This window comes from Streptomyces sp. NPDC050636 (assembly GCF_040654775.1).
In the GTDB taxonomy this organism is placed as follows: domain Bacteria; phylum Actinomycetota; class Actinomycetes; order Streptomycetales; family Streptomycetaceae; genus Streptomyces.
This window is the reverse complement of the sequence record NZ_JBFAIP010000094.1, coordinates 1-23372: the sequence shown is the minus strand read 5'-3', so window position 1 is coordinate 23372 and position 23372 is coordinate 1. Positions and strand designations below refer to the sequence as shown.

Here is a 23372-nt window from a genome sequence, read left to right as displayed (position 1 = left end):
TCCAACTCCTTCGCGGACCAGACCTTGGCCCAGATCGAGCTGTTCACCAAGCCGCAGGAGTACCCCACCGACGTCTACGTGCTCCCCAAGCACCTCGACGAGAAGGTCGCCCGCCTCCACCTCGACGCGCTGGGCGTGAAGCTGACGACGCTGCGCAAGGAACAGGCGGACTACATCGGTGTCCCTGTCGAGGGCCCGTACAAGCCCGACCACTACCGCTACTGAGCCGACCGACCAGGAGGATCGGGCGCACAACACTGAAGGGGCTGCACGCCCCGCTGCGCTGACGGCCCTGAGAGGACGGTACGAGTCCGCGCGAGCCGGATCGTAGGGACGCAGCTCGTCAACGTCGCCCTCCCTGTGAGCTACGGGGAGAGCGGCGCCGTCGTCGCGCCCGGCGACGACGGCGCCGCCTACGGCGGCCCGCTGGGTATGGTCTTCGCTCCGTTCCTCGATATCGGCCAAAACGGCAGACATGACCACGAGACATCACACGGTGTGCGTGATAGGTGCCGGACCGCGCGGACTCGCCGTGCTTGAGCAACTCTGCGCCAGTGCCAGCTCGGCGCCCGAGAGCAGCACCGTCCACGTCCGTGTGGTCGCCCCCTACCCGCCGGGCCCCGGCAAGGTGTGGCGGACCGACCGGTCCCGTCACCTACCAGGGGCACCCGCCGGCCCGCCCGGACGCCGCTGAGCAGGAATTCGTCTCCCAGATACGGGAGTCGGGGCTGAGGTACATCCCCCGGCCAACCCGGCGGACGTCGACCTGGACGAGACGAAGCGAGTACGTACCACTGCCGCAGCCGCCCGCATCTGGACAACCTGAGCTTCCCCGGCTGGTCCACACCTCAGTCGATTGCGAGCGCGTGTCTCTCATTCGACCTTGCCTGGCGCTCCCTCGTCCCTGACCTGCAAGGGCGTGTGGAAATCTGGGAGCTGATCAGTGAGGCTTTTCCCACCTCACGTTGACGCGTGGTGAAGGACGACGACTGCCTTCACGAGGTCTGTGGTCCGGTTGGTGCTGCGGGCGGTTCTTCCGGGGTGGGTGCCAGGCTTCGGTGTGGTCATGGCCTGTTCGGCGACACAGCAGATCTTGGGGGGCGTGGTGTTGTGGCGGCGCTGCCATCGCTTGAGCGGAGGAGCAGCGCGGGCCAGGCCCACAGCAGCCTTGCGAACGGCCGGTCAGGACCTGGATGTTCATGCCGTGACGCTTGTGCTTCCCGGAGTGGTACGGGTGTCGGCGGCGAGCCGGCCGATCGGCAGCAGGGTGGCGTCCAGGATCACGAACGCCGGACGACGCGCGGGTACGCATGGCGTCGGCGAGCCGGGCGGACAAGGCATACCAGGGCGCCAGCCAGGAGACGACGGTCGCCCGAACGGAGCGGCAGACGGTGGCGAACTTCGATGCCGAACCCGACCGCGAGCTGGCCGTAGGTCTCGCCGCAACGCAGATGGCCCACACCAGCAGAGCCTGCCAACCGGCTGTCAAGCCCAGTCAACGACACCCGAACTCCCACCAATGGACCGCCAGTTGACGGGCCAGTGACGCAGGTACGCGTGGGACAGACCGATCACCACTTACCTCGCTCAGCGTGGGCAGTTCCCGCCCGTCGCCATTCATCAATCGCATCTTTTGAGCCATCACCGAGTGCATTCTGGACACGCACCCCTCTCTGGTCCCAGCTGATTCTGCTCCCTGTGCAGCAACAACCGTTCGTCGGCGGGTAGTCAGTAGCCATACAGGTGGGTATAGTTCTGAGAGTGGCCTCGTCCACTCCCTGCTCAGCAGCCAAGACTGCTTGGAGATGCCCAAATGAGGATGTTGCTTCGACACGCATGGAATCTCCTGCGAGACATCGCATACGGGATCAATGCGGGACATGCCATCAGACACGGTGCGCGGGTGCCGACACGTTAGCCTCCACGCTCACCGGCTGGCAGGTACGACGGCTTCCCGCGCGTAGTTGCACCTGTTCCGGCAGCGGATGACGCCCAGAGGCATGGTCGAGCCCCCGCTGACGTTCACCTGGCCGGTCACAGACTCGGCGCGAGCACCGCGCGGTCATCGCACTGGCGCCGGCCTCCGCCCTGCGGATGCTCGGGTGCCTCCGGCACCACATTCAGGAACAGTGCCCCACGAACTGTCCGGCACCAGTTGCTCACTAACGGCACGTCCGGACCACCGAGCCCGGGAGAGAGTCAGGATCGGGAAAGGCGCAAGTCGATCCAGGGGATGCTGTCGCCCGGCAGCAGGTATCGCTCGGTCTCGACGAACCCGTGCTTGAGTGCGAACCGCAGACCGTCCTCATTGGAGGACAGGACGACGGTCTCGATCACTTCGGCGCCGAGCTCCCGCGCCCGGTTGAGCCCGCGCGCATAGAGTTCCTCGCCGAACCCCTGACCACGGTGAGCGGCGAGCACTCGGGCGATCACTGTGACCATCAGTGTGTCGTCCGTAGGCGGGCGCACCGTGCTGCACCCGATGACGTCGTCACCGAGATACGCGACTTCCAAGTGGTGGCGCTGCGCGCGTTCCCGTACCTCATCCAGCGAAAGGAGGTGGGTAGGAATGATCACGTTGTGGACGTGTTGCCAGTCCTTGAGGGTGGCGTAGCCATCCGGCTGCTGGATGCGAAGGTCGGACATTGCAGCAGGAGACCCGATTCCACCTCGGACGTCAACTCTGTTTGCCGCGCGAGTGAGTCGCCGGTGTCGCTGAAGGACCTCGCAGCCAGGCCAGTGCCAATCAAGACACTGCCTTTCACACGTGCCAGCGCTTGCGTTCATATGGATGATCACTTTTCGGGCAATCGGGAACCCCCGGACTGCGGCGGCCTGGTACTACAACGGCAATACTGTGAGAGGTGGTCAGACCGGTCGGCGGCGTGGTTGCGGGTGGGGACCTGCATACGTCAAGTCGCGGGGCTGGTGACCTGAATGCTCTCCATAAGCAGTTCGTCCACAGCTCGGCCAGGAGCTGGTGCGTCATGCTGTCCAGAACACCTCCATGCGCCTGCGGGACGTCAGGGGCTGCCCAGCTCCCGGCCGTGAACTTCAGCTCCCGCACGGCACGCGGGCATCGTCCAGGGCCTTCCGGTCTGCCCTGTACTCCTTATGGACGTGCTGCCCGGGTACTGAACGAGCCGCCAGACCACCCATCCCGCAGGTGATCCGGTAGGCGAGACACCCCGGCATGGTGTGGTCGAGAATCGGAGGCATGGGAAAGACATACGACCGAATAGACGGCAGGCTGCGCGACTTCATCGAGGCACAGCCCATTTTCTTCACCGCGACCGCGCCCTTGTCCGGCGAAGGCACGGTAAACCTCTCTCCTAAGGGCCTCACCGGCTCGTTCGCGGTACTCGATGAACAGACGGTGGCCTACCTCGACTTCGCTGGCAGCAACGCCGAGACCATCGCGCATCTACGCGAGAACGGCCGTATCACGCTCATGTGGTGCGCGTTCGAGGGCTCGCCGAACATCGTCCGAGTGCATGGCCGCGGCGAGCCGGTCTTCCGGGATGCCCCGCGCTTCGAAGAACTGCTCGTGCACTTCCCGGACATCGACCCGGCCCCACACGGACTGCGCGCCATCATTGTGGTGATGGCCGAACTCATCCGTGACACTTGCGGTTACGCCGTGCCGTTCATGGCCTATGAAGCAGACCGGGATCTGCATCGCAAGCGTTTTGGGCGCGAGGACGACGAATCCCTGGCCCGCTACTTCGAGAAGAAGGAGCACATCGCCGCGAGCATCGATGCTCTGCCCGGACTACCGCTTCCGCTGCCGCCGCTCAGTCTCTAGGCCGCTTCTGACCGGCCTGGCAGCTCGTTGTCCCGGGCGTGATCAGTGGAGGAGGGCTGAGGAGGGCTGGAGGAGGGCTGGAGGAGGGCTGGAGGAGAGCTGATGGATGCAGAGTGGGCTCGCTGCTGCCGTGAGCAACAAACGGTGTGGCCGGTGGCGGGACCACCGCCAGGTGGTCAACGGGATCAATTCCCCGGCTGAGTGCCGGGGCGCAGTGGTGTGAACTGCCCCTACGCGGCGGCTCATGCTTCCCTGCCTTTTGTGGCTGGCGTGGTCGGTGCCGTCGAGGGGGAAGTAGCGCAGGGCGGGGGTAGGTCGCCCGCACGGGGTCCGGTACCTGGGCTCGCGGTCGGAGTCCCTCATCGCCGTCGCTCTCACGGAGACGAACTCGTTCTGCCATCCCCACACTTTCGCGGAAACAGTGAGCGTCCGGAGCTCAGCCCCCGGCGGTCTTCCGCGTGGGTGTCATGCCAGTTGCTCCCTCAACCAGGACTGTTCCGCGTGGCTGGTGGCGCGGGCGATAAGGAGCATGCCGCGGCGGTAGGGGTCGTCGGTGTCCTCGGCGCGTAGCGGGCGGTTGCCGTCGTGGAAGAAGCTCGCGGGCTGTTCCAGGAACTCCAGCCGCCGGCGCAGCACTGCGTGCTGGTCGGCGGTGTCTGGAAGCCGGGAAAGGAAGGCCAGGATCGTGAAGTACCGGGCGCTGTCGCTGATGTCCAGCTCGTCGGGCTCCCGGAGCCGGTGCAGCAGCTCGGTGCGGCCCCTGGCGGTCAGGCTCAAAGTGTGCCGCTGGGCGGCCGAGGCTCCGGGCTCCGTCCGTCGGTCCAGCAGCCCGGCCTTGACCAGCCGGTTGATTGCCGGATAGAGGCTGCCATCGCTGACCGGCCGGGAGTGGCCGGACAAGTGCGCGATGAAGCGCCGCAGTTGGTATCCGTGCAGCGGGCCGTCGGCCAGGAATCCCAGGATCGCGAGTTCCAACATGCTGCTACCCTCGCACATCGAAACGAGGTATCTCGAATCGAGGTATGGAGTGAGGATGAGCTATACCGAGGAGTGGGTGACCGCGCGGGCGCGTGACGCCTACCAGCACGGCCGGGCGACGTTCGGCATACGGCCCGAGCAGACGGCGCTGCTGGTCATCGACATGCAGGACGAATTCGTGCGCCCCGGCTGGACCCCATACTGGGTGCCGGCGGCGACGCGGATGGCGCCAAGACTTCGCCGACTGGTCGAGACATGCCGGGCCGCCTCCATCCCGGTCATCTGGACCATTTTCGACGACACGCATCTCGGACTGGACCGGCCGCACGCCCTGCGATACCTCCCACACGCCGACACCGACTGGCGGCGGCCGGGCCCCACGACGGTGTGGGACCAAATGGGCTACCGCGCTGACGAGGCCCTGATCCGCAAACCCTCCTACGGCGCCTTCTACGACACCCCACTCGACACGATGCTGCGCAACCTCGGTCGCGACACGGTCATCGTCACGGGAACGCTCACCAACTACTGCTGCGGCACCACGGCCCGGCAGGCATACGAACGCGGCTACAAAGTCGTGTTCGGAGCCGACGTCACGGCAACCGACGACGAGTCCCGGCAGGAACCCGAACTCGCCGTCCTACGCAAAGGCTTCGCCCTGGTGCTGACCGCCGATGAGATCACGAACCAGCTGACCGGGAGCGTCTCCGACACCAAGGGAAAAGAACCGGGCGAACGTTGCTGATGCGGCACTAGCCACCAGATCGCAGACACCTGCCCATCCCCGCCGCGCTCGTGGCCGCAGTAAACGACACCAACAGTGGCGGGAGTTGAGGAGTTGAGGAGTTGATACCGGTCAACTCGACCTTGCCTCGTACGTGCGGCCACACGACAGGTCGCCCGTGGTCGGTTTCCGCGTCCACGGAAGCCGCAGGCGTGCCGCTTTGGTGAGTGGCGCGGTGGCGGCGGCGGGAAGTCCTGCTGCTGGCCGGCGGGGTGGGGATCGGGGCGTGGTTGTCGCGGTGCGCGGTGTGCGGAAGCGTCGGTGGAGGCGCGGGCGCGGTGGGCGCGGTCGGTGTATCGCCGAGCGGTGCCCGGACCGGTTCCCGCCGGAGGACGCTGTTGCAGTCTGAGGTGGCGTGTGCGGAGGCGCCACCACTCGCCTCTGGGCGGGGGCTTCTGGCTGGGCCTGTCCGACGAGTCGAGTGACGGACCCGTCGGACAGTTCTTAGGCGTCGACCGGGCGGCGCGGCTCGCGCCACATCGTCCACAGCGCCGGCCCGTCCCCTGGCAGCCGCAGTTCCTCACGCACGGTGAAGCCGAAGTGCTCGTAGAAGGGGAGGTTGGACGGTTTGGAGGACTCCAGATACGCGGGCAGGCCCGCCGCGTCAGCCTTGGCCAGCCCCGAGCGCAGCAGGGCGGATCCGTGTCCCTGGCCCTGGACGGCCGGGTCGGCGCCGACCACCGACAGGGACCAGTGCGATTCCTGGGGTGCGTACTTGGCGGCCGTCTCGACGGTGTTTCTGAACAGCGGAGCCCGGTCGCCAAGAATGTTCTGGAGCTCCTGAATGGTCGCCGCGTCGGGAACAGCTTTGGCCTGCGCCTCCGGCGGTACCCAGAAAGCGGCCGCCGCCTCGGTGTGCTCACAGACGCCGTGGCGGACGTATTGCCGGGTGAAGATCGTGGTGAAGTAGCGGCGCAGCCCTGCCTCTCGCGAGGCGTCGTGGGGGAAGAACCAGCGCATCATCGGGTCGTCATCGAAGGCACGGGCCAAGGTGCGGCTGATCAGTGGGGTGTCATCGATCGTTGCCGTCCTCGAAATGTTCGTTATCGACATACGGATCATTTTGCACCCAGTGATCTTCGGTGGCGGGGCGGAGTGGTGCCGGTCCGCGGGCAGGGTACAAAAAGGCGTCCCAATGAGCAGGTTCAGATCCAACGAGAAGAGCCATCGGCGCGTCCGTGCCTCGCTTCCGAGGCTCGGCTTGGCCGTGCGGTTGTGCGGGGCTTAACTCCGTCGGCTGACGTTCGTGTGGGCGTGGAGTGTGACTGGTGGCGTTTCGCATGAACAGAGGTCCGCAGCGACGTGGTCCTGCGCGGGAGGCGAACCACGACCCCCGCCCGATTGGACGGGGGTCGTGGTCGTCAAGGGGCGAGGTTGAGAGCCGGATGTGTCAGCCCTCACGCTTCCTGACGGCGAGGATCGATGTCAGCGGGCCAGCGATCCATTCGCGCCCGGTGGCGAACTCGAATCCGGTCGCGCAGATGCCGCTCTGTCCGCCGCCGTGCGTCACATCGTCACCTTCGACGTACTCATAGGCATCGAGAACGAACGTCCCGCTGCGGACGTCGTGCCACCCATCAGGGAGGAGTACGGCTGTGATGGCGTCGGGGTTGATTGCCAGGCTCACGAATTCTCCAAGCGCCTTGGTGTCGTGCATCGGTGCAGTGGTCAACCTTCAGCCAAGGTAGCTGACTTGCAGAACGGTGATGGTTTTCAACGTGTGTCCGATGAGGATTACGGCGGTGACGTGCTGGCCGAGAATCATGCGGACGTACTTGTCGTCTTCACCGTAGGGGGCGGTGGCTCCGAGGGGGTCCTGGCATGCCTCGGCTAAGGCGAGGGTGAGTTCTTCGCTGGCGGCCGGGGGCAGTGCTTCGTGGACTGCGTCGGCGGCTGGGTCGTATCTGAGGCGGTACACGCGTTTCCTCTCCAGCTTTTGTCTCCCCAGGCGGGAGGGTAGCGGATCGGTGACGGCGTGTGTTCGCTCGTTTGGCGGATTAGGCCGCGCCGTGGGCGCGGATGCGGTTGGCGGCGTCGGTGACGCGGTCGGTGGCGTCGATCCAGGTTCCGGGGGCGTGCTCTCCGCGGGTGTCGTGGTCGGCGAGGTCGTGTGCGCGTTCGGCGGCGGCCTTCAAGTCCTTGGCGATGCGTTCCCACTTGGCGAACACGGTGAGGAGTTGATGGGCGGGCGCCTTGTTGATCTCGCCGAGGAAGCGGCTGGCGAGGGTGGGGTTGCCGAGTGCGTCGCGGATGCTTTCGATGGTCCACGGCTCGGTGTTCATGCCACCCTCCAGATGCGGATTGCGTCGTCATGGGACGATAGCGCACTGCCCTGTTCGCTCGACCTGCACATATACCACTGGCATAGTCCGATTGCTCCCCGTAACCGTGCGACTGTGCGAGCCGTTGCCCTGATCATGAGCTATATGAATGACCGTCACCTCGGCTTGGTCGACGGCGTTGCGGGCATGGACGAACAGCGGCTGCCGGGTGCTGACACTGCGGGAGGCTCGGGCTGGGGTGGAGCTTCTGCAGCTACTGGCAGGTGGTGATGGCGAGGGGGCGTATGCGGCACGGCATTTGGCGGGGAACCGGGCGCGCCGACTGTTGACCGAGGGGTGAGCGCGCCGGGGACGACGGTGACACAGCAGTGGCTCGACGCCGTCCGGCTGGACGACCTGCCTACCCCTCCACACTCTCGCCGCGGGCATCGATCGACCGCGACCCGCCGCCGTCATCGCCGGACTGAGCCTGCCCTGGAGCTCGGGCGTGGTGAAGGGCACGTCAACCGGATCAAGATGCTCAAGCGCCACATGCTCGGTCGCGCAGGCTTCCAACTCCTCCGGAGACGGGTCCTTTTGGTATGACCCATCAGAAGGTGTGCGGGCGACTGGGCACGGCACTCCGACCCACGCGTGGGACTGGTATGTCCGTCGGGGCTGCGATAGGGAGATCGAATGAGTCTCATCCCTGTCTGTGGTCCGGAAGGACCCATCCGTGCCACAACTTCCTCGGGAGGCCCCCGAGCCGCTGTCCGGGCCGTACTCTTCGACTTCTCCGGAACGCTGTTCCAGATCCGCACGTACGCGGACAGAATCAGGGCGGCGCTGCCGCAGCCGGTGGACGATACGGCGATGGACCTCATGCTGAGCGGGCTCGAAGCCGGCCTGTCCGACCCCGGCGTGAGGGAGGCTCAGCGCGCCCGGGACGTGTCCTCAAGGGCCCATCGGCATGCCTTCACCACCTGGTATGCCTCCGTCCCTGAGCTAGCGCCGGTCGCCGAGACGCTTTATGAGCAGCTGAAAGCCCCCGAGCACTGGGTGCCCTACGCGGATGCCGAGTCCACACTGAGGCAACTGACAGGCAGTGGCGTGGCCCTGGGAGTGGTCAGCGATGTGGGCTGGGACCTACGGCCCACCTTCGCCCATCACCGCCTGGACCACTACTTCTCCTCCTGGGTGCACTCCTACGAACACAACACGGAGAAACCGGATCCATCGCTGTTCCACCATGCATGCCACGAGCTCGGCGCCGCACCGGCGACGACACTCATGGTGGGCGACAATCCCGCCAAGGACGGCGGCGCCGCCGGTGCGGGACTGCGCTCCTACGTGCTGCCCGCGGGAGTCGCTCCCGGCGCCTATCGTGGACTGGAAGCCGTGCTGCGGCTGGCTGGGCTCAGCCAATCCTGAGGCGGCCGCGGACGCTGGTGAGCATTTGTCCGCCATCGACGCAGCGTGACGTTCCGCAGAAGTTGAGCCGGAGCCCGAGTTCGACGGCACCGGTTGTCTCGCGGCGGTAGTGGCAGCAGCGGGCAGCGGCAGGCGCCAACTGGGTATCGACGTCGAGCCGGCGCATAGGGTGCCTGGATGTTTGGGACACCAGAGGCGTTCTCGCGGAGCACCATCGACCGGGAGGGAGGGCCTGGAGCTGCGTGGCTTGCCGAACTGCCCGGCATCGTCGACGACCTGCTGGGGCGCTGGGGGTGTGTGCCGGACGGCGAGGTCATGCACGGGGGCGTCGGGGTCGTTGTCCCGGTGTTATGGCGGGCCAAGCGGACCGCTGTGCTGAAGGTGTCCTTTCCCCACCCCGGTAACGTCCACGAACCTGACGCATTCGCGGCGTGGGACGGGCGCGGAGCCGTCCTGCTGTACGAACGCGCGGACGAGCATTTCGCGATGCTGCTGGAGCGGGTCGGGTCATCGACCCTGGCGGAGGTCGACGACGGTGATCAGGTCGCGGCTGTCGCGGGGCGGATCAATCGTCGGCTGGCCATCCCCGCGCCGCCCGGCCTGCCCCGGCTGCAAGAGCAGGCCGACACCTGGGAGGAGCAGCTTCGCAGGGACGCCGCGGTGTTGACCCACACGCTGTCGCCATATGTGGTGGACGCTGCAGTGGCGACCGTCCGCGAACTGGGCCGCGCTCAGCCGGACACCCTCGTCCACGGCGACCTCCACGCCAGCAACATCCTGCGCGCTGACCGCGAGCCATGGCTGGCCGTCGACCCCAAGGGATACGCAGGAGACCCCGCCTACGACGGCGGCACGCTGCTCAAGTCGCGCGTGCTGACCCTCCTCGAAGCGGACGACCTGCGTGGGGCTGTCCACCGCACTCTGCACCGCTTCCGGTGATCACCGGTGATATGGGTAGCCGGGCGCCGACATCCGCTGCACCTATTGCCACCGCGGGGGCCGCGGGGACGATCCCGGAGTCCGGATAACCTCACGCTGACCTGCATCAGGCCCGCTTCAGGCCAGGCCGAACGTTGCCTGCAGGGCATTCGGGCCGAGCTGGGCCTCAAGCACGAAGTGCTCAGGGAGGGCAACGCCTGCGGGCATGTCTCCGGAGCAGCGACGTGGATCGGAGCCGCGCTCTCGACCATGCGGGAATCTCTGCGCCGGCTCAACGGGGCTGACAGATTGTGAGCTGGGGCCGCGCACAACCACGGCCCCAGCCTGACGGATGTGTTCCACGCCGCCTCCCGAAGTGACGGTCGGCACCTGGTGAGACACGGTCACTGCTGCGAAGGCGGGCGTGGTCGCTTAGAGATGGAAGGTGGTGAGGACGGCCAGGTGGTCGGAGGGCCAGTCCGAGCCGCCCCCGAAGGTGTTGGACGTGGTGGGCTTCAGCGAGCCACCCTTGTGCAGGATGAAGTCGATGCGGTCCTGCGGCTCCGGCTTGTCGTCGTAGTCACTGTTCTTCTTGGTCACGGGAGACCAGGTGTTGCCGGGCATCTTCGCAGGGCTCGGGTGCAGCTCACGGTAGGAGTCCTTGAACCCCTTGTCCGCGAAAGCCTTGGTCGCGGGCCATTCGACCGCCGAGTTGCAGTGCTTGGCCTTGGTCGCCTCGGTCCAGTCCAGGTGGGAGGGCGTATTGAAGTCTCCCGCGACGATCGCCGGTGCCGAGCCGGTCCATTTCGCTATGTCCTGCGCCTGGGCCTTGCGGCTCGCCTCGTCCGCGTAGATCTGCTGGTAGCTGTCCTCGTCGAAGCAGGCGTTGTACGGGCCGTACTTCGTGTAGTCGAGGTGAATCGAGTACACCCACACGCCCTGGATCTTCGCGGCGATCGCCTTCGCACCGGAGGACTCCTTCGAGAACGAGTCGGTCTTCTCGATCGGCTTCTTGCTGATGACGTCGACGTCCGTGCCGCTCGCCGTGTAGTACTCCCACCCCAGTTTGCCCGCGATCTTCTTGGCGACGGGGCTGGAGGACTCCTGCAGGGCGACGACGTCGGCGCCGGATGACCTGACCTGCTGTGTGATCTTGTTGACCCCGTCCGAGACCTTCGCGCCACCGTGCCAGGTGTTCAGACTCATCACCTTCAGGGACTGAGCGGACGAGTCCCCGCCCGTACCGGCCTCACCGGTGGAGGCCATGGCAGTCGCTGCCACGGCCAGTGCCGCCACTCCGCCGGTCAGGCCGAAGACGAGGCGCCGCTTGGTCCTCGCGTTGTTCGGGTCGTCCGAGTGCTTCGCGCTCTCGCTCACGTGGTGCTCGTTTCTCTCATATGCCGGAAGAACCGGCAGGTGTGGGGAAGGAGCCGGGTGACGGTCACGCCATCACCCATGAGGCTCCCGTCCGGCGCCTCTTGCCGCAGGCCAGATACCTAAACCGGCTTCCGCACCCGACAAGGGCGTCTGTGACAGGGCTGTGACAACGCAACCGCGCTTCATCCCGCATCTCACGCGAGCAAGAAGTGCGCCACGTACCCGCAGCGGCACTCCTCCAGCCGTCCGTGAGATGCCGCAGCGCCGGGCGCGGCGATCCCAGGGTCGTGGGCCTCATGGAGAAGGGCCTGAACCCGGCCCGCCACATCGAGGGCGGCGACGCTGTCATGGACGAAGAAGAGTAGACGGTGACGGACATTCACGACGCTTTGGAGCGCGGGGACCGGGAGCCGCGGGACATCGCCGACCGGTTCGACGCGGCTGTCCGCTCCCGCTGGCAGCCCCAGGTACGCAAGCGCCGCCGCAAGCAGGCCGCGTCCACCACCGGCATCACCGTCGAGACCCGCGCCCGCTTCGGCTACTTCGACGCTTCATTCTGAAAGGGCACCAGTACGGAGCCGAAGCACCGTAGTTGAGCGTGAGCGCTTGAGTTGGCCCTGTTCAGGTGGCCCGGCTGAGCGTCGTGGTTGGCCCGCTTGCGACTTTTCGAGATGGATGACTTCTGGTCGAGGAACCTGACGGCTCGATTCCCGGCCGTCGGTGGCGAAGTGAGTAGGTCGTCGAGGGGGCTGCCGGTGGTGCCGTGATGCGGTATCTGGTCGCGGTCACCCGTCCTGGCCGGGACGGTCTTCGTGTCCTGCCAGGGGGGTGGTGGCCCAGCCGTGTTCCAGCAGGGCGAACAGGTCGCGCATGGTCCGGGCCGGGTCTTCGCTTGCGCGGGCGATGCTGGGGGCTTCCAGGGCGAAGCGTGCCAGGCCGGTGACGGCGGGGGTGTCCGGGGCAAGCCCGGTGGCATCGGCGAGGGTGGCGGCCAGTGTCTTCTCGTGGCGCGACCACATGCGCCGGGCGTAGTCCCGCAGCGCGGGGGTGGATTCGACGAGGATGAAGGTGGGGTCGTCGGTCCGCACCACGGTCCGGGTGTGCACCATGTGGTCGCGCAGGGCGTGCAGCACGGGCTGACCGGGGGCTCGGTCGCGAACGGCGGCGACCAGGGCGCTCTCGACGTCCGCATCCAGGTCGAAGACGAGGGCTTCCTTACTGGGGAAGTGCTTGAAGAGGGTACTCAGCGAGACATCGGCCGCCTCCGCCACCTCGCGTACACCGACGCTGTCGAAGCCGCGTTCGGTGAACAGTCGCAATGCGGCATCCGCCAGGGCCTGCCTGGTCTGAGCCTTCTTGCGCTCGCGGCGCCCTGTCGTCGTCTCGGCCATGCCCCCACCTTACCCGCTTGAGGGGATTCGATCGTAAAGAAGATCGGATAGAAAGTCGGAGCAGTTGTACTTTTGGAGCGACTGTGTTTCTGTTGACGGGTGAGCCTGACCGGCACCCAGCTGCCGGAACCCGGGGCGCATTCCCACACCGGAACGATTGATCTGCCATGCCCGAAATCGGTCCGTCGGAAGGCGCCGAAGAAGAACCTGCGCTGCACACCGGCCACTCCGCCCCATTCACCAGGGCAGCACCACAAGACACCCTCTCTCTCTTGATCCGTAGAACGGAGCCTGACCCTTATGTCCACCACCCCTCGCATCGCGATCACCGGCGCCGGCCCAGGCGGCCTCGTCTGCGCACGCGTCCTGCAGCAGCACGGCGTGCCGGTCACAGTCTTCGAGCATGAGTCCGGCCCCAACTCCCGCTCGCAGGGCGGAACCCTCGACATCCACGAAGACACCGGCCAGGTCGCCCTGCGCGCAGCCGGACTGTTCGACCAGTTCCTCGCCCTGTCCCGGCCTGACGGCCAGGAGTGGCGCCTGTACGACCGTCACGCGACCCTGATACGCCACGATCAGGCCGACGAGGACGATCTGAGCAGGCCCGAGATCGACCGCGGCCAGCTGCGCACCCTCCTGTTGGACTCCCTCGCCCCCGGCACGGTCCGCTGGAGCCACTCCGTACAGGCCGTCATCCCGCTGCCCCACGGCATGGCCCGCCTGCACCACCACGACCGCACCGTCGAGGACTTCGACCTGGTCATCGGCGCCGACGGCGCCTGGTCCCGAGTACGCCCCGCGCTCTCCGACGCCCAACCCTCCTACGCCGGTGTCACGATGGTGGAAGCCCACTTCGACGACGTCGATCACCGTCACCCCGGCATTGCCCGCCTGGTCGGTGGCGGAACCATGTCGGCAAAGGCGGGCCGCCGCAGCCTGGTGCTGCAACGCAACAGCAACGGACACGTCCGCGCCTACATCACCTTCCGCGGCCCCCAAGACTGGCACGCCGGCCTCGACCTCGCCGACACCGAAGCCGTACGCGCCCGACTCCTCGCCCAGTACCAGGGCTGGGACGAGAGCCTGCTGGACATCCTGCGCGACAACGAGGGCGGTTTCATCAACCGGCCCCAGTTCGTCCTTCCCGTTCCCCACATGTGGCAGCGCGTCCCCGGCATCACCCTGCTCGGCGACGCCGCCCACCTGATGCCGCCCGTCGGCGTCGGCGCCAACCTCGCCCTGCTCGACGGCGCCGAACTCGCCCAAGCCGTCATCGGCCACCCCACCATCGACGAGGCCCTCGACGCCTACGAAAGTGTCATGCTGCCCCGCGCCATCGACAACGCCAAGACCGCCCAGCAGATGTTCACCACCCTCATACCCGACACCGACTCCGACGACGCCGCCTTCCCCGACGCCATCTGGCCGGCCAGCACCCTCCCTGACTCGGGCCCCGCTCACAGCAGTTGAGCCCGGCCGACAGTGCACCGCTCCCGACGCCCGCCAACGGGACAGTCCACCGGACGACCCGCGTAACGGTTATGCGTGTGGCTCATCATTCGCTGACCGGATGCTGCCGCCGCGCACCTGGTACGCCAGCAGCTGTCAACAGGCTCGACCTTCTGGTGCCAACTGGAACGACCAGCGAGGCACCCGGACCCAGGCCAGGCCATCGCCTCCATCTCGTCTTCCGCTTCCGCGAAGAGTCGCACCGCTGTGACTGACGTGTCTCACTTGACGGTCTCGCCAGGTGCGACACTCAGGTCCGGCATGCTGGTGCAGCACGTCATCACCGGCTCGATGCCGTGACTGTCTTTGGGGTGAGATGAGGGTGGGTGCAGAGGCATGGGCGAGGATCCACTCATAGCTGCGGTACGGAGCGGGGACGTCAAGGCGGTGGCGGCATTGCTGGACGCGGGAGCCAACCCCGACACCGTTGACGAGCACGGGACTCCCGCCCTGTGCATGGCGGCGGATGCCTTCGACCTGCCGGTCGCCGAAGTGTTGATGCCGGCGGACCGCCCGGTCGATGTGAACCGCGCCGCCGCTGACGGCCGTACGCCTTTGCTGCGTGCGATCGACGGCGGCGCCCGCGAGATCACATCCGTGCTCATCAGCAAGGGAGCAGACCTCCGGTCCTTCGTACCGGCTTCTTCCACCTCCAGGCACCCGCGGACACCCCCGACAGGTGGGAGCACCAGGTCCACGGCGACGGAGACGACGCAAAGCTCACCCCCCCCGCCCGGGTCCCGGGCGGCCACCAGGCTCGAAGAAGCCTCGCCCGAGATCACGTCAACGGGGGAGGAGTCCTTGCCACGGGCCAGGCTTGATTTGGGGTCAGGTGTCGTGCCACTTCAGGGTGTCCTGATGAGTGAGGTGTCGGGTCAGAGGTTGATGGCTGCGACTTGGATCACTGCTGCGGATCGGTGTGGGTGGGTTTCGAAGTCGGAAAGCTCGCCGGGCGTCTGGTCTCTTTGACGTACGGGCTGAACGGGCTGAACGGGCTGACGCACGGGCTGAACGGGCTGACGCACGGGCTGAACGGGCTGAGGCTGTGGAGCAAAGCCTCAGCCCGTTCAGGGAAGTTGCCGTTGCCAGTCGCCGTTGCTGACGTCTCAACGGATGCCGAGTGCGACGATCTGGGTGACCTCATCCTGGGCGAAGTTGTCGTCGCTGACCAGGAGCAGGGTTCGTTCGCCGCCGGGCAGGGTCGGACCCCAGGTCATGCCCTCGGTGTTGTCGACCGTGGACAGGCCCAAGTCGTGGAAGTCCGCGACCAGTTTCTTGCGCATCGGTACGACCTTCTGTCCGGCCAGGGAGTCCATGTTCTGCACCTCAGTCGCGCCGCGGGTGGTGGCGTCGTAGATGCGGATCTTGAAACCTGCGCCTGCCACCCAGGTACGTTCGAGTACGAGGTAGCGGCTGGGGTCCCCGGGGAAGGCGAGGATCGCGGGCACGCCGGTGTCCGGGGGCCACGGGCTGGACGGGTCGGGCTCGGTGAAGATCTTCTCGATGGGGTAGGCGAACTGCCCGAGCACGTCGCCCTCCCGGCTCTGCTGGGTGACGCGAATCAGGGCACCGTGTTCCAGGTTGGGCTCCGGGCCGTCCTGGAGCAGCGGACCCTCGATGGCGCTGGTCAGCACCCGGTTCCTGGCTCCGAACGTGATCGCTTCCACCGCCTTGTTCCGCCGTGGGCCCCGATCCTCCATGCTGACCTCGTAGTTGGGCGGCAGGGGAAGTTGGCCACGGTAGGCACCAGAGCGGGTGGCGAACTGGATCGACGGCTGGATCACCGGGTCACTCGACGACTTCGGCCGGTCGCCTTCCTGCGCCCACCAGTACCGGCAGCCCCACGGGTCCACCCGCAACTCTTCCGGGTCCACGGCCTTTCCGTCGCCGGCGCTCGGCGGTGGGTAGACCGAGCCGTCCGGTTGCAGGAACGGGTGAGTACCGGTGAAGTCGACGGAGTGCACCCCGGCGCCGTCCACCTTGATCCTGGCGGTGTAGAAGCGGGCGGGCTGCAGGTACGAGCGGTCGTCGCTGACCATGACGTACTCGCCCGTGCACGGATTCCGGTCGATGCCGGACAGCCCGCCAACAGTCGTGTTCTGAAAGGACAGTTTGTGCGGAACGATCTTCTCGCCCAGCAACCGAGCTTGCGCCCCGATGTCGGACCGCGCGGCGGTGTCGTCCGGCTGGGCTGCCACCGCGGGAGCCATCGTCGTCGCCAGCACCAGAGCCGCGGCACATGCGCGGCGGATTAAGGAGCGTTTCATATATTCGATCCTGGCCCGGCATGCGCACCGAGCGCAGTCACCCATCCGTGTGATGGGGCCATGCAGCGGGGTAAGAGAGCGTCTTGACCCTCCAGGGCTGTTTGCTAGAGCAGTGTTCTGAGGAACATGGTCGCGTTCGAGACCGGCCCCCGATGACGACGGCAGCCGGCCCGGCTGCCGAGCCGACGACGCTTCGAAGACCTCCGGGCCGAACGCCGCCGGACATCCGAAGCGTCGCGCGCCGTGGCGCTGCGCCGGGCCCGGTCAAGCGCGCCGCCCGGCAGGCCAGGACGGCAACCGCCGTACCGCAACACCCGGCGCTGCACGCCACGGTGCGATCGGGACGACTGCCGGGAAGACACCGCTGGTTGGACGGGTTGACGACGGCAGCCAGAACGCACGCTGTCGTCCTCGCGGGACAGAGACGAATGTCGTCCGCTCAGGTCGTAGGTCGGCCGCCTCTGCGCGACGCGCATCGGTGGTGTTGGTCGACGCTCTCAACTCGCCGTCGATGGTCCAGCCGGCGTCGCCGTCCCAGCGGAGCTCGCCGTGGAACCCCAGCGAGGCCGTGCCCACGAAGGTGCGCTGCGTCCAGAAGCTCAGAGAGGTCCATCCCGGCCGAAGAGGGGAGCCCGGTGGCGTGACCACCGTGAGGTGATTGATGCGATCGCGTGGAAGTTCCAGACCGGACGAGCAGCAGACCTTCAACACCACCACGGACAGAGGCCGTTGGTACGCCTTCGGGCCAGGCGGATCAGGTAACCAGCCCGATCCGGCCAGCACACGCAAGAGGGCCGCGGCCGCCAAAGGCCTCTGCCGGCGGCCAACTCGTTCGACAGGTTCAAGATCTCCCTCATGCCCTGCGACAACAACCCGTCGGCCCAGCGACACCCCGAGAACCCCGTGGTCATGACCGACGTAGTCCCACGGGCGCTCCACCGCATAGACCGGCGCACTGCCGAGACCACCGTGTGGGCAACACCCGTAATGCCAAGTGGCGCGTCCGGTCCATTGAGGCTCGTACTCGGGGGCGAATGGAGGCTCGGGCATGCCGTCGGTCATCGGGGCCCATCTTCGCCAAAGCCACCATCATCAAGACGAATCTCGTCAGAGCCGAGGCAGGTCCTGTCCGAACCGAGGCAAGTCCTGTCCGAACCGAGGCAAGTCCCGTCAGAGCCGAGGCAAGTCCCGCCAGCACCAAAGCAAGCGCGAAGCGGCCCGTGTTGACCAGCACGGGCCACAACGTTTCGAGCACTCAGGTCTTCCCCGCGACGTCCCGGAGCAGCCGGATGCGGGAGCGCTCCCCAGAGGTTGGGGTCGTGGAGGTGACCGCGTGGAGCGATCCCTGGTGATCCGTATGCGGAGGTCGCCAAATGGACGGCGCCGCAGGGGAGTTGCGGGGTGGTGTCTTCCACTCGACCTGGGCGTTGCATGATGGGCTGTGCACGCTCTGGCTCCCGAGTGAAGCTCTCATCGCGGCCGACGTAGCGAGCCGGAGTGAATTCGACGTCGAGATGGTGAGGTTCATCGGCAAGGTGGCGGAGGGCGTAGCTTGGGGGGCAGGGCAGGGCAGGGCAGGGCAGGGCAGGGCAGGGCAGGGCAGTCGGCGACAGGCGTCCGGGGAGGGCTACCATCGGCCTGCGACGAGCAATGGACCGGCGGCGTCAGGGGGAGAGCATGTCGCAGAGCGCTTGGCTCCTCTGAGGGTGTGTGGGGGCGTGTCTTTCGTGGCGATCGAGGAGACCAGCGGAGAAAGGAATAGGCACAGGCCGTGGCCTTGAACTCCAGGGCTAACAAGCAGTCCCGCAAGAAGGAACTCAGGCACCTGCGACGGGCGTCGGATGCTGTACTGGCACGTCTGGACCTGCCCGACGGATGCGGTATCGCTACGCTGATGGAACGACTCAGCGCTGACAGGGGCCGCCCGATCCAGCTCGTACCGCTTCCGCTCGGCGCGGAGACTCCCTGCGGTATGTGGCTTGCGACGGACGCCTTCGACGTCATCGTCGTCGAGGCGGACACCAGCAGTCTGCACCAGGACCACATCATCGCGCATGAGCTCGCACACATGCTGTGCAACCACGGCGACTCCGCCGAATTCGAGACCGCGATGATGCGCGATCTGATGCCGAACCTCGATCCACGGCGGGTGCGGGAGATGCTGGGGCGCACCAGCTACTCCACCGCGGAGGAGCAGGAGGCGGAGATCGTTGCCTCTCTCATCCTCGAACGCGTCACCCGGCCTCCGGTGGAGTCGGTGTGGAGCGTTCCGTCCGCCGATGCCGAGACCGTCGCACGTATCGAGAACTCGCTCAATCCGGGGACGGGTTCCCATGCCCAGTAGGTGTTCTGCGCATCATCGCCCCACGGGTTTACGGGGGGTCTCATGCCCGGCGTGAAGGCTGTCGTCTTCCCGGCGTGCGCCGTCCTCTGCGCACTCGCTCTGCTCTACAGACTGCGCGACCTGCGCCACCAGGGAAACGATCCGGCACTGCGCGCGCTGCTCATCGCGTTCTTCTGCAAGGGTGTCTCCTTCACCCTCTCCACGCCTTCCGTCGCGCAGGCCGTGGACGCGCGCCTTGGGGTGGCCGACGTGGGGGCACTCGGCATCCATATCTTCGGTGGTGTCGCGTCCAGCGCCGCCTTCCTCGCAGCGATCGTCCATTGGGTGTACCCGCCCGAGGCCGCCCGGCGGCACGCCTTAGTCCGGCTGATTGCCGCCGCCCTGTGCGCGGTCGCCATGCTCATCATGTGGGCGGCGGCGGGAGCGGGTGCCGAACAGCGCAGCGCGCACTATCTGCTGCAGAACGCGCACCGTCCGCTGGTCGCCGCCTATCTGCTGCTCTACGTCAGCGCGTTCGGCGCCGGAATGATCGAGATCATCCGACTGTGCCTCCGCTACGGGAGGGTGGCCGGACGGCAGTGGTTGCGGAGGGGCCTGTACTGCACCGCGATCGGCGCGAGCGCCTGCCTCGTCTACTGTCTCAACCGTCTGCTCTCGCTGATCGCGGTGCAGAGCGGACTGGACCCGCTGGAATGGGAACTGCTGACACCGGTGGCCAACGGGACCGGCATCTTCTTCCTGGTAGCAGGGCTCACCATGCCTTCCTGGGGGCCGACCGTCTCCGAGTGGCGGCGTCTGGCCCGCAACTTCGTCACCTACCAGCGGCTGCACCCTTTGTGGCGGGCGCTGTACGAGGCCGTGCCGGACATCGCGCTCAACCCGCACCACGCCGGCCGCCTCGCCCGCTTCCTGCCCGGCGACATCAGCTATCGGCTCTACCGCATGGTCATCGAGATCCAGGACGGTCGGCTCGCGCTGCGGCCGTACATGGCCCCGGCTGCCGCCACCGGCGCTCGGCAGTCGGCCGAGGAAGCAGAGCTGTCGGGCGACCGGCTGCACGCCATGGTGGAGGCCAGATCGCTCGCGTCGGCACTGCGCGCAAAGCACGACGACCGTCCGCCGGTCCGGAAGTCCGTGGCGCTCGGCCCGGAGGCCGCCAAGGACGGAAGCTACACCGAAGAAGTCGCGTGGCTCCTGCACGTCGCCCGCGCCTACACCGCTCTTCGATCCACTGAGAGGAAGAATCGATGAAGTACCGCCAGCTGGGCGACGACGGCCCCGAGGTGTCCGCCATCGGCCTGGGCTGCATGGGCATGTCGATCGCATACGGCGTCCCGGACGAGGAGGAGTCCCAGCACACCCTGGACCGCGCCCTCGAAATGGGCATCACCTTCCTGGACACCGCCGACGCCTACGGGCAGGGCGGAAACGAGGAGTTGGTCGGCCGCTGGCTGCGCCGGCACGCTCATGAGCGGGACCGGGTAGTGGTGGCGACCAAGTTCGGGCTCCGTCATGACGCGACCACGGGCCGGGTCGGAGACGTCGACACCTCTGCCGACTACGTTCCTCTCGCCTGCCGGGCATCACTACGCCGCTTGGGCGCCACGCACATCGACCTTTACTACGCGCATCGCCGTGACCCCGCCACACCCATCGAGGAGACGGTCGGCGCCATGTCCCAGCTGGTGGAGGCCGGGCTGGTACGCCACATCGGACTGAGCGAGGTCAGCCCCGCGACGCTGCGCAAGGCCCATGCCGTCCACCCCGTCAGCGCGGTCCAGGTGGAGTACTCGCTCTTCACCCGTAACGTGGTGGAGGGCGAACTGCTGGCCACCTGCCGGGAACTGGGCATCGCCGTCGTGGCCTATTCCCCGCTCGGACGCGGCATGCTCACCGGAGCCCTCTCCTCCCGCGGTGACCTCGTCCCAAAGGACAACCGCCGGCGCTGGCCGCGGTTCGCCGACGAGAACATCCAGCACAACCTGGCGCTCGTACAGGCCGTACGGGAAGTCGCCGAGCGGATCGGCTGCTCGCCCGCCCAGGCCGCGCTTGCCTGGCTGCTCGCCCAGGGCGAGGACATCGTGCCCATCCCCGGCACCAAGCGCCGCCGCTACCTGCAGGAGAACGCCGCTGCCGTGGCGCTGTCGCTGACCGAGGCCGACCGGGATCTGCTGCGCCAGGCCGTTCCCGAGGAGGCGGTGGCGGGTGAGCGCTACCCGGAATCGGCCTTGGAGAGGCTGGGGCACTGAGGTCGGATCCACCAGGCTCCCTTGGGGCGCGGGAGAGTTCGCGCCCCACCTCGGCGAACGCGCGCTGACCGTCGCTGAGGGTGCCCGAGCACCGTCGGCCGCGCCGTTCTCCGGGGCTCCGTGATCTCAGCAGTTCGAACACGCTGGAGAAGCCGTCCTGCCCGCAGTCGTCGGCCGACGGCCTTCAAGGCTGCGGCGGAAACCCGGCGTGACGGGGTCAGTGGTGCGTGCCACGCCGGAGGCTGTAGCGGGCTGACGGGCCCGGTGCTTCGCGAACGACCCGCAGAATCAGTTCTGCTGGCCGACCGTGACCTGATTACGGCGCCCCGCCTGCGGACCGCTGTGCCCGGCTGCCGTCCCCTGCGCGTTCGCTTCGGCCTTCGCCTCGGTCGCGTACGTGTCGATGTACTCCTGCTCCGACAGCTTCATGATCGCGTACATGATCTCGTCCGTGACCGCCCGCAGCACCTCGCGGGACTCCTCCATCCCCTCGTACCGGGAGAAGTCCAGCGGCGCCCCGAAGCGGATCGTGAGCGGAGTGAGACGGGGCAACCGCCGCCCCGTCGGCTGGGCCTCGAACGTGCCGATCACCGCGCAGGGGATCACGGGCGCGCCCGACCCCAGCGCCATCGCGGCCACCCCGACCTTGCCCTTGTACATCCGCCCGTCGTGCGAACGCGTCCCTTCTGGGAAGATGCCGAGCAACGCGCCCGAGCGCAGCACCTTCAGACCCGCCTCGACCCCGGCCTTCCCCGCGCCCTTCCCCGAGCGGTCCACCGGGATCTGCCCGCAGCCACGGAAGAATCCTCGGGTCAACGCGCCCTTGATGCCCCGCCCGGTGAAGTACTCCTTCTTGCACAGGTAGGTGAGCTTGCGCCTGGTCACCGTCGCCGTCAGAAACTGGTCGCAGAACGACAGATGGTTGCCTGCGATAACGGCAGGACCCGTCTGCGGGATGTGCTCCATCCCCGCGGCCCGCAGGCGGAAGAGCCACCGGAACAACGGCACCAATAGCACGACCCTGACAATCCAGTAGAGCATGGCAGTGATCCCTCCCTCATGCCCCCGTCCCTGGTGAACCTCGCGCCGCGGCACAGTACTTGGTGGTAGGGATCACGGGGAGAGTGCCAAATGAGCCACCCCGAGCAGCGGTAACCGTCCTGGTATCACTGGCAGAGTTGGTCGGCACGGCCGTGGAAGATCTTCCGGGGGAGTGCGTGGCGGCCTTCCTGGAGGTTGGCCTGCGCCTTGATTTGGCGGGGGAGGGGGAGGGGGGAAGCCGGGCTCGTCGGCCAGACGCAGGATGTGCAGAGTCTTCGCGATCCGCCCGTAGTGGGCGATGGCGTCGCCGAGCGGGGTGGGCCGACTGTCGCGGGAGAGCATGCGGATGACGTCGTAGCGCGGACGGCGCCGGTGTCGACGGAGCCGGTGTCGACGGAGCCGATATACCGCAGGATGTGCTCCCAGTGCCGCCCGATCCGGGCCAGGTCGATCCGGCCGAGGGCCGCATCCTGGAAGGCGCCGTAGTCGACGGTGCGTTCGATGCGCCACATCTTCTGTCCGGCAGATCCGCCAACTGCGGGGCGTATGCGGACCCGGCCAAGGTGAGCAGCCCGAAGACTGTGACGTAGCACTTCATCTGGCGGGTGAGCAGTTCACCTGGCGGGGCTGAGCGCCCTAGTTGGCGAGCCGAGCATTGTGGCTGGGTGAGCGAGTTGATCTCTGTTTGGCGACGGTACCTGTGGATGTCGTTGCAGAGCAGGCGCATAGGATCGCCGGCATGGCACTGCGACCTGTTCAGGTGAACATAAAGGCCCTTGATGGCTCGGCGGTCGGCCGGTTCTGGGCGGAGGCGCTCGGCTGGAGTGCTTACAGCCCTGGCGTGACCACGTACGTTGGACCCGTCGGCGGCTTCGTTTGGCCGGACCCGGTCGCCGTCTGCATCGACGTCGTTCCCGTTCCAGAACCCAAGACGACAACAAAGAACCGTGTGCACCTCGATCTCGCCACCACCTCTGCGGCCCATCAGGCGGAGTTGGTCGCGCGCCTCCAGACTCT

21 protein-coding genes and 5 pseudogenes are annotated in these 23372 nt (G+C 67.1%); 13 read left to right on the top strand and 13 right to left on the bottom strand.

Translation table 11 applies throughout. The annotated features are described in order from the left end of the window. Window positions 1–225 (top strand): adenosylhomocysteinase (locus AB0I10_RS34530; protein ID WP_363156657.1); only part of this gene is annotated, 225 nt, incomplete at its 5' end. Window positions 226–475: 250 nt separating this feature from the next. Next, window positions 476–694, top strand: coding sequence for an FAD/NAD(P)-binding protein (locus tag AB0I10_RS34525; RefSeq protein ID WP_363156656.1), 219 nt, complete (start codon window positions 476–478; stop codon window positions 692–694). Window positions 695–1142: 448 nt separating this feature from the next. Here AB0I10_RS34525 and AB0I10_RS34520 read toward each other — a convergent pair. Both AB0I10_RS34520 and AB0I10_RS34515 read right to left on the bottom strand, forming a co-directional pair. Then, window positions 1143–1474 (bottom strand): annotated as a pseudogene (locus tag AB0I10_RS34520) (transposase family protein); the annotation flags it as partial. Between the two features lie 725 nt (window positions 1475–2199). Then, on the bottom strand, window positions 2200–2646 hold the full coding sequence (locus AB0I10_RS34515; RefSeq protein ID WP_363156655.1) for a GNAT family N-acetyltransferase: 447 nt from the start codon (window positions 2644–2646) through the stop codon (window positions 2200–2202). A 571-nt stretch (window positions 2647–3217) separates the two neighbouring features. Between AB0I10_RS34515 and AB0I10_RS34510 the strand changes: the two genes are divergently transcribed. Next, window positions 3218–3805: a pyridoxamine 5'-phosphate oxidase family protein gene (locus tag AB0I10_RS34510; protein WP_363156654.1), complete on the top strand. Its 588-nt coding sequence runs from the start codon at window positions 3218–3220 to the stop codon at window positions 3803–3805. A gap of 234 nt (window positions 3806–4039) precedes the next feature. On the opposite strand, the pseudogene AB0I10_RS34505 reads toward AB0I10_RS34510, so the two are convergent. Both AB0I10_RS34505 and AB0I10_RS34500 read right to left on the bottom strand, forming a co-directional pair. Further along, window positions 4040–4111: pseudogene (locus AB0I10_RS34505) on the bottom strand (transposase); the annotation flags it as partial. Window positions 4112–4270: 159 nt separating this feature from the next. Beyond that, window positions 4271–4783: a PadR family transcriptional regulator gene (locus AB0I10_RS34500; RefSeq protein ID WP_363156653.1), complete on the bottom strand. Its 513-nt coding sequence runs from the start codon at window positions 4781–4783 to the stop codon at window positions 4271–4273. Between the two features lie 55 nt (window positions 4784–4838). On the opposite strand from AB0I10_RS34500, the gene AB0I10_RS34495 reads away from it, so the two are divergent. Further along, complete coding sequence (locus AB0I10_RS34495) at window positions 4839–5528, top strand: isochorismatase family cysteine hydrolase (RefSeq protein WP_363156652.1); 690 nt, start codon at window positions 4839–4841, stop codon at window positions 5526–5528. A 483-nt stretch (window positions 5529–6011) separates the two neighbouring features. Here AB0I10_RS34495 and AB0I10_RS34490 read toward each other — a convergent pair whose 3' ends face one another. The 4 genes from AB0I10_RS34490 to AB0I10_RS34475 all read right to left on the bottom strand — a co-directional run bounded on the left by AB0I10_RS34490 (window position 6012) and on the right by AB0I10_RS34475 (window position 7849). After that, window positions 6012–6629: a GNAT family N-acetyltransferase gene (locus AB0I10_RS34490; protein WP_363156651.1), complete on the bottom strand. Its 618-nt coding sequence runs from the start codon at window positions 6627–6629 to the stop codon at window positions 6012–6014. Window positions 6630–6957: 328 nt separating this feature from the next. Beyond that, entirely contained in the window at window positions 6958–7224 is a 267-nt protein-coding gene (locus tag AB0I10_RS34485; protein ID WP_363156649.1) for a hypothetical protein, read from the bottom strand. An 18-nt stretch (window positions 7225–7242) separates the two neighbouring features. After that, complete coding sequence (locus AB0I10_RS34480) at window positions 7243–7485, bottom strand: hypothetical protein (RefSeq protein ID WP_363156648.1); 243 nt, start codon at window positions 7483–7485, stop codon at window positions 7243–7245. Window positions 7486–7564: 79 nt separating this feature from the next. Then, entirely contained in the window at window positions 7565–7849 is a 285-nt protein-coding gene (locus tag AB0I10_RS34475) for a hypothetical protein (protein ID WP_363156647.1), read from the bottom strand. A 675-nt stretch (window positions 7850–8524) separates the two neighbouring features. Here AB0I10_RS34475 and AB0I10_RS34470 point away from each other — a divergent pair. Then, complete coding sequence (locus AB0I10_RS34470) at window positions 8525–9259, top strand: HAD-IA family hydrolase (protein WP_363156646.1); 735 nt, start codon at window positions 8525–8527, stop codon at window positions 9257–9259. A 177-nt stretch (window positions 9260–9436) separates the two neighbouring features. Next, window positions 9437–10168 (top strand): annotated as a pseudogene (locus AB0I10_RS34465) (aminoglycoside phosphotransferase family protein); the annotation flags it as partial. A 441-nt stretch (window positions 10169–10609) separates the two neighbouring features. Here AB0I10_RS34465 and AB0I10_RS34460 read toward each other — a convergent pair. Then, window positions 10610–11554, bottom strand: a complete 945-nt coding sequence (locus AB0I10_RS34460) for an endonuclease/exonuclease/phosphatase family protein (protein WP_363156645.1) — start codon at window positions 11552–11554, stop codon at window positions 10610–10612. Between the two features lie 395 nt (window positions 11555–11949). On the opposite strand from AB0I10_RS34460, the pseudogene AB0I10_RS34455 reads away from it, so the two are divergent. Further along, window positions 11950–12096: pseudogene (locus tag AB0I10_RS34455) on the top strand (XRE family transcriptional regulator); the annotation flags it as partial. A 243-nt stretch (window positions 12097–12339) separates the two neighbouring features. Here the strand turns inward: AB0I10_RS34455 and AB0I10_RS34450 are convergent. Further along, window positions 12340–12945 carry a helix-turn-helix domain-containing protein gene (locus AB0I10_RS34450; RefSeq protein ID WP_363156644.1) on the bottom strand — a complete coding sequence of 202 codons (606 nt, stop codon included), beginning with the start codon at window positions 12943–12945 and terminating at the stop codon, window positions 12340–12342. 300 nt (window positions 12946–13245) lie between these two features. Between AB0I10_RS34450 and AB0I10_RS34445 the strand changes: the two genes are divergently transcribed. Beyond that, entirely contained in the window at window positions 13246–14415 is a 1170-nt protein-coding gene (locus tag AB0I10_RS34445) for an NAD(P)/FAD-dependent oxidoreductase (protein WP_363156643.1), read from the top strand. A gap of 375 nt (window positions 14416–14790) precedes the next feature. Beyond that, window positions 14791–15423 carry an ankyrin repeat domain-containing protein gene (locus AB0I10_RS34440; RefSeq protein ID WP_363156641.1) on the top strand — a complete coding sequence of 211 codons (633 nt, stop codon included), beginning with the start codon at window positions 14791–14793 and terminating at the stop codon, window positions 15421–15423. 137 nt (window positions 15424–15560) lie between these two features. Here the strand turns inward: AB0I10_RS34440 and AB0I10_RS34435 are convergent, their stop codons facing one another. Continuing rightward, window positions 15561–16721 (bottom strand): esterase-like activity of phytase family protein, encoded by a 1161-nt coding sequence (locus AB0I10_RS34435; RefSeq protein ID WP_363156640.1) that lies wholly within the window; start codon window positions 16719–16721, stop codon window positions 15561–15563. Window positions 16722–18615: 1894 nt separating this feature from the next. On the opposite strand from AB0I10_RS34435, the gene AB0I10_RS34430 reads away from it, so the two are divergent. From AB0I10_RS34430 to AB0I10_RS34420, 3 genes are read left to right on the top strand one after another with little or no spacing between them, the layout of a single operon-like run. Then, entirely contained in the window at window positions 18616–19065 is a 450-nt protein-coding gene (locus tag AB0I10_RS34430; RefSeq protein ID WP_363156639.1) for an ImmA/IrrE family metallo-endopeptidase, read from the top strand. A gap of 42 nt (window positions 19066–19107) precedes the next feature. After that, window positions 19108–20316 carry an MAB_1171c family putative transporter gene (locus AB0I10_RS34425; RefSeq protein ID WP_363156638.1) on the top strand — a complete coding sequence of 403 codons (1209 nt, stop codon included), beginning with the start codon at window positions 19108–19110 and terminating at the stop codon, window positions 20314–20316. Then, window positions 20313–21314, top strand: a complete 1002-nt coding sequence (locus tag AB0I10_RS34420) for an aldo/keto reductase (RefSeq protein WP_363156637.1) — start codon at window positions 20313–20315, stop codon at window positions 21312–21314. Before AB0I10_RS34425 ends, AB0I10_RS34420 begins: the two co-directional genes overlap by 4 nt. 288 nt (window positions 21315–21602) lie before the next feature. On the opposite strand, the gene AB0I10_RS34415 is transcribed toward AB0I10_RS34420, so the two are convergent. Beyond that, entirely contained in the window at window positions 21603–22355 is a 753-nt protein-coding gene (locus AB0I10_RS34415; protein ID WP_363156636.1) for a lysophospholipid acyltransferase family protein, read from the bottom strand. A 128-nt stretch (window positions 22356–22483) separates the two neighbouring features. Then, window positions 22484–22935, bottom strand: a pseudogene (locus AB0I10_RS34410) (Tn3 family transposase); the annotation flags it as partial. A 159-nt stretch (window positions 22936–23094) separates the two neighbouring features. Between AB0I10_RS34410 and AB0I10_RS34405 the strand changes: the two are divergent. Next, window positions 23095–23372 (top strand): VOC family protein (locus tag AB0I10_RS34405; RefSeq protein ID WP_363156635.1); only part of this gene is annotated, 278 nt, incomplete at its 3' end.

What these genes read in the sequence shown, in the direction of transcription:
- AB0I10_RS34525 (WP_363156656.1), top strand. Translation starts at nt 476, where the DNA reads ATGACCACGAGACATCACACGGTGTGCGTGATAGGTGCCGGACCGCGC.
- AB0I10_RS34515 (WP_363156655.1), bottom strand. Translation starts at nt 2,646, where the DNA reads ATGTCCGACCTTCGCATCCAGCAGCCGGATGGCTACGCCACCCTCAAG.
- AB0I10_RS34510 (WP_363156654.1), top strand. Translation starts at nt 3,218, where the DNA reads ATGGGAAAGACATACGACCGAATAGACGGCAGGCTGCGCGACTTCATC.
- AB0I10_RS34500 (WP_363156653.1), bottom strand. Translation starts at nt 4,783, where the DNA reads ATGTTGGAACTCGCGATCCTGGGATTCCTGGCCGACGGCCCGCTGCAC.
- AB0I10_RS34495 (WP_363156652.1), top strand. Translation starts at nt 4,839, where the DNA reads ATGAGCTATACCGAGGAGTGGGTGACCGCGCGGGCGCGTGACGCCTAC.
- AB0I10_RS34490 (WP_363156651.1), bottom strand. Translation starts at nt 6,629, where the DNA reads ATGATCCGTATGTCGATAACGAACATTTCGAGGACGGCAACGATCGAT.
- AB0I10_RS34485 (WP_363156649.1), bottom strand. Translation starts at nt 7,224, where the DNA reads ATGCACGACACCAAGGCGCTTGGAGAATTCGTGAGCCTGGCAATCAAC.
- AB0I10_RS34475 (WP_363156647.1), bottom strand. Translation starts at nt 7,849, where the DNA reads ATGAACACCGAGCCGTGGACCATCGAAAGCATCCGCGACGCACTCGGC.
- AB0I10_RS34470 (WP_363156646.1), top strand. Translation starts at nt 8,525, where the DNA reads ATGAGTCTCATCCCTGTCTGTGGTCCGGAAGGACCCATCCGTGCCACA.
- AB0I10_RS34450 (WP_363156644.1), bottom strand. Translation starts at nt 12,945, where the DNA reads ATGGCCGAGACGACGACAGGGCGCCGCGAGCGCAAGAAGGCTCAGACC.
- AB0I10_RS34445 (WP_363156643.1), top strand. Translation starts at nt 13,246, where the DNA reads ATGTCCACCACCCCTCGCATCGCGATCACCGGCGCCGGCCCAGGCGGC.
- AB0I10_RS34440 (WP_363156641.1), top strand. Translation starts at nt 14,791, where the DNA reads ATGGGCGAGGATCCACTCATAGCTGCGGTACGGAGCGGGGACGTCAAG.
- AB0I10_RS34435 (WP_363156640.1), bottom strand. Translation starts at nt 16,721, where the DNA reads ATGAAACGCTCCTTAATCCGCCGCGCATGTGCCGCGGCTCTGGTGCTG.
- AB0I10_RS34430 (WP_363156639.1), top strand. Translation starts at nt 18,616, where the DNA reads ATGGAACGACTCAGCGCTGACAGGGGCCGCCCGATCCAGCTCGTACCG.
- AB0I10_RS34425 (WP_363156638.1), top strand. Translation starts at nt 19,108, where the DNA reads ATGCCCGGCGTGAAGGCTGTCGTCTTCCCGGCGTGCGCCGTCCTCTGC.
- AB0I10_RS34420 (WP_363156637.1), top strand. Translation starts at nt 20,313, where the DNA reads ATGAAGTACCGCCAGCTGGGCGACGACGGCCCCGAGGTGTCCGCCATC.
- AB0I10_RS34415 (WP_363156636.1), bottom strand. Translation starts at nt 22,355, where the DNA reads ATGCTCTACTGGATTGTCAGGGTCGTGCTATTGGTGCCGTTGTTCCGG.